Consider the following 4,690-nt stretch of genomic DNA (forward strand, 5'->3'; position numbering starts at 1 on the left):
GTTTCAAACTTCATTTCAAACAAGCTATAGGCGGCAAGTAAACATACAATTAACCCAATTTGAAAGTAAAGGGTTGAGTTTTTTTGTAAATTTGCATCATGCTTTTGTGATTTTTTCACGATTTGCTCATTTTGCCGAATGAGTTCGTGAGTCTTCTCTGGAATTCTCATAATAATTATAGTTTATATGTTAATATTATGATAAAATCACAATAAGCATACCAAAAAAAAAATCCCGTTACAAATTTTGTAACGGGATTTTATATGCTTCACTCAAAACTTTTAAAATAGCAGTATCAACCTTTTCAAAATAGAAGTAAAATAAAAAACCTCGAAATTAATTTCGAGGTTTTCAATAATTATATGTATTTGCTTTTAGTCTTGTACTTGAAAAATAATTGGTAAAGAATATGGAACAGTTACTGCTTTACCTCTTTGTTTTCCTGGTTTCATTTTAGGTAACAATCCAATAACACGTTTAGCTTCTTTTTCTAAACCTGGGTGAGGTGCTCTTGCACGTATACCAATAATATTACCAGTTTTATCAATTTTAAATATTACATTAATACGTTGTCTTCCAGACAAACCTAAGTCTCCAGCTAAATCTGTATTAAATTTTTTGTTTACAAATTTTGCTATTTTATCAGACATACATTGCTTTTTAGCAGCATTATCTCCTTTTTCGCATCCTGGGAAAACAGGTACGTTTTCTATAACTGCAAAAGGGACTTCCATATCTTCTTCTACTTCTTCTACCTCTACTTCTTCAACCTCAACAATTTCGGTTTCTTGATCGGCTTCTGTAGATTCAATCACCGTTTCCTCTACCTCTTCTTCGTCCTCTACAATCTCAATAACTTCTGGAGCTGCTGGTGGCGGTGGCGGTGGCGGTGGTGTTTTTATTTGTTCTGTAAGTGGAATTTCTTCTTCATCAAGGTCATCTAAATTTAACTGCCCAATATCAATATTAGACTTATCATACGTTTTGTAATTAATCGCATAATTTGTTAAGAATAGCATTAAAGCTAAGCCAATTGCAAAATATAGTGAACTGTTACGTCCTACATTTGCTTTAGGATTTTTTTTAGGTTCCATAATTTAATTGTTTTTAGAAGATTGCTAAAATAACCATTTATTTGTCAAAAAAGCAAGCGTTATAAATTTTTAATGTACGTTTTTTTGTTAATTAACAGTATTAACACTATAAATAAAACACCCAAAGTATTCGCTATAGCATCATAAATATCTGTGTGTCTTGATGCAGTAACACTTCCTTGTAATACCTCAATTATTATACCAAATATTATTGAAAATAGAGCAGCATAAATTATTGCCTTTGTTTTTTTGTATTTAAACTTAAAAAAAAAGGTGTTAACCCATAAAAAGGCTAACACACTATATACTAAAAAATGAAATATTTTATCGGCATGAGAAATTCCCGCATTTGGTAAGTTATTTATTTTAACTAAGCTCACCATAGCTAGAGCTAGCGAATAAAATATCGCAATTATAAGCGCATACTTTTTAAGCACTTATAAGTGCTTTATAATCGTCAGCAGACATAAGATTTTCAGCCTCAGAAAGGTCTGAACACTTTAGTTTTATCATCCAGCCATCACCATAAGGGTCGCTATTTACTTTTTCTGGCTCATCTTCTAAAGCTTCATTAAACTCAATAATTTCACCAGATAATGGTAAAAATAAATCTGATACGGTTTTTACAGCTTCAACGGTTCCGAAAACCTCTTCAGCGTCAAGGGTTTCGTCTACGGTTTCAACTTCAACATACACAATATCTCCTAATTCGCTTTGTGCAAAATCTGTAACACCAATAGTTGCAACGTCACCTTCAATACGAATCCACTCGTGATCCTTAGTGTATTTTAATTCTGATGGAATATTCATTTATAATAATTTAAGTTCGCTTATATCTTTTGACAAATGTATTTATTCAAATTATAATTTCAAACAGATTCCTCGTTAATTCCCAAAATTATATCTGAGTGTAATTCCAGAGCGAATAGTTGTTTGTGGAAATGCAGTAGAAATAGCATATTCTGAAAACGCATAATCGAAATAGAAAATACCTGTTAAGTTTTTACTAAACGCATAATCTGCCGAATATTTTAAGCCCCAAATGGTTTGCCCACTTGTTACTTGGTTATTCTCTAAATCTAAATAACGTATAATCGTTTTGTTATCTCTAACCGATATGTCTGCTTTCATATTCAAATCGCTCACAATACGCTTTTTTGGCCCTGCAAGTTGCGAACGAATGCGCACATCTTTTATTCTATAACCCAAACCAATAACATATTCATTTCCTTGAATTTCAGTCATTAAATTATTATCGAAACTAAGCGAGAGTAATCTATCTTTTCTAACTTCGGCAAGAATTTTTATTGAATTTTTCATTTCGAAATCAATTCGAATTAACGGACTGAATAATTCAGTTAAATTAATGTTACTAAATAAAGTTCCGTTTTTATAATTCCCTGATTGATCTTTAGATTCTGGTGGTTGACTTGTATAGTCTAGACCAGGAACTGGGGCTTCGTTGTCTTCAGGTTTTAAATTCAAATTCAAGTTCGTACTAAATTGATTAATAGTATACGTTGAACGATAACCATGAGTTACAGAGAATCGTTTAAAGCGTTTTTTAAACCAGTTAAACTTCATAAAACCTGTATATTTTAAATCCCAGTTGGGAATTGGCACATCTCTAAAAGCACTAGTTTTAACCTTGCTTGCATCTTGTCCAGAATAAGCCGCCAAAAAAGCTGGCAACAACACCGCTTGATTATTTTTACCAAAGCCTAACGGGTAACCTTCTGCATCTCTGGCATAGGTTGAATTACCATAAAATTTTTCTGCAAGTCTTTCAGCCACTTTTAATCTATTGGTTCTAAAATCGTTAAATGCCTCTGATACATTTTCATCGCTTTTACCAAATGCGGTTTTAATTAAAATGGTAGAAATATTAAAATTCCCGAAAGTGTTTGGTGTTAATGATTGATATTCTAATGTATTTGGGTCTACTTTATAATTCTCATTATAATTTTCGTAATGCGTTCTGTTACCAACAATATCAATTTTTAAATCTTTTATGGGTTCTAAATTTGCCGATACATCCAACTGTTTTGTATGTGTTTCGGTATATTGCTGATTAAATTCTGGAAACACTGTTAACCACCCATTTCTTGCCGCCAAATGCCTTATATCACTTTGGCTTCCAAAAGTATAACCAAAGGTAGGCTTTAATGTTCCTATAAAACCTGGAGTTTGCGTATATCCTGGTAAAAATGTTCCGTTATTTTCAGAATAATTAAATTGGATTCTCTTAATACTTGTTAAAATATCTACCCCTGCGTTTAATAGTTTTGTAACCGATTTGTTTTTACTTTTTACAGGTTTTGTATTTTGATTTGCTCCTGGTGGTCTACCTTTTTGCGGCGTTCTGGATCTTACATTTCTAACAGGTTTTTTCTCTAAACCAATATATTTATACAACTTTTTCATATCTAAAGTTGTATTTAAACTATGAACATTTGAGTTTTGAATACTGTTAACTTCCCCTCCTAAAACTTCTCCATATAAATCTGACCCTTTTTGCCACAGAAAATCCCCATTATAACGATAAGTAGCTTTTAAAAAATTAAATGTTGGAATTTTATCGATAGGGAGTTCATAATTGACTCCTAAGCTTTGACTTTGTCTATTAGGGTCACCAAAATCTAAGAATCCGTCCCAAACATCTAAGGTTGGATCTTGTTCGCCATTTACAATATTATCTTTAAAATAATTACGTACAATATTGTTGTTGGCTGCCGTAAAATTAAAATTCAAAGCCTTTGTTAAATTATAATTAATGGTGTATTGAAAATCGAAAGTGTAATTTCGTCTAAACAATTCTTCAATACTAATATCATCATCACTTAAATCAATTTCTCTAAATTTCTGTCTATTAAATTGTCGATTTACATCTGTATTAATGGTAAAACTTGTTGGTAGTAAATTGAAGTTAAAATCTTTTAGAATCTTCCAATATTTACCCGTAAACAAGGAGTCATTCTTTTTAAAAGGCTCAACCTCAATGGTATTAAAATTAAATGCATAATTAGCACCAACTCTTAGTGTTTTATTTACTGAATTTTCAATTTCGAAATCGCGATGCTCTACTTTATTATAAGAATAGTTAAGTGTTAAATTTTCAACATCATAAAAACGAGGTTTTGAGTTGCCTGTTCTAATTTTTCTAACACCAATAAAATTGATGCTTTGGCGTCTGGTGTAATCTTCTGAGTTTTCTTTTATCTGCTTTCTTTCGGCAGCATCATTGGCAGCATCTAATCTAGATTCTAAAGTTAAATCTTTATAAAACTGATCGTATTTAGGTGTAATTAGCTCTTCGCTTTGCGCATAATTAAATGGTACTTGAATACCCCATTTTTTTGGTAATAATTGCCCAACATTTACGTTGGTTACCACATCGTATTGCTTAACGTCTTCTAAACTACGTTGGCTCGGACCTTGCTCGATAGTACCAAAACCCGAAGTGCTTTGCCTCCCTGTGGCACTTATGTTTGCAAAATCTGCAATGTTGGTATCGACACTTAAAATGGCTGCCCAACCACCCTCGTTATCTAAATCGGATAAACGCAATTCGTTAAACCAAACTTCGGCACAGACAT

The 4,690-nt window shown here is 32.1% G+C and carries 3 protein-coding genes; all 3 read right to left on the minus strand.

Annotation, left to right across the window (positions count from 1 at the left end):
- Window positions 1-374: 374 nt before the first annotated feature.
- Window positions 375-1,094: an energy transducer TonB gene (locus AADI82_RS13755; RefSeq protein ID WP_341217001.1), complete on the minus strand. Its 720-nt coding sequence runs from the start codon at window positions 1,092-1,094 to the stop codon at window positions 375-377.
- 429 nt (window positions 1,095-1,523) lie between these two features.
- Complete coding sequence (gcvH, locus tag AADI82_RS13760) at window positions 1,524-1,904, minus strand: glycine cleavage system protein GcvH (protein ID WP_341217002.1); 381 nt, start codon at window positions 1,902-1,904, stop codon at window positions 1,524-1,526.
- A 75-nt stretch (window positions 1,905-1,979) separates the two neighbouring features.
- A partial coding sequence (gene sprA, locus AADI82_RS13765) for a cell surface protein SprA (RefSeq protein WP_341217003.1) occupies window positions 1,980-4,690 on the minus strand: 2,711 nt, incomplete at its 5' end.

It is taken from the genome of uncultured Wocania sp. (assembly GCF_964021735.1).
Lineage (GTDB): Bacteria > Bacteroidota > Bacteroidia > Flavobacteriales > Flavobacteriaceae > Wocania_A.

Bases quoted from the DNA above. Each gene is read 5' to 3' on its own strand.
- AADI82_RS13755 (WP_341217001.1), bottom strand. From the start codon at position 1,094: ATGGAACCTAAAAAAAATCCTAAAGCAAATGTAGGACGTAACAGTTCA.
- gcvH (WP_341217002.1), bottom strand. From the start codon at position 1,904: ATGAATATTCCATCAGAATTAAAATACACTAAGGATCACGAGTGGATT.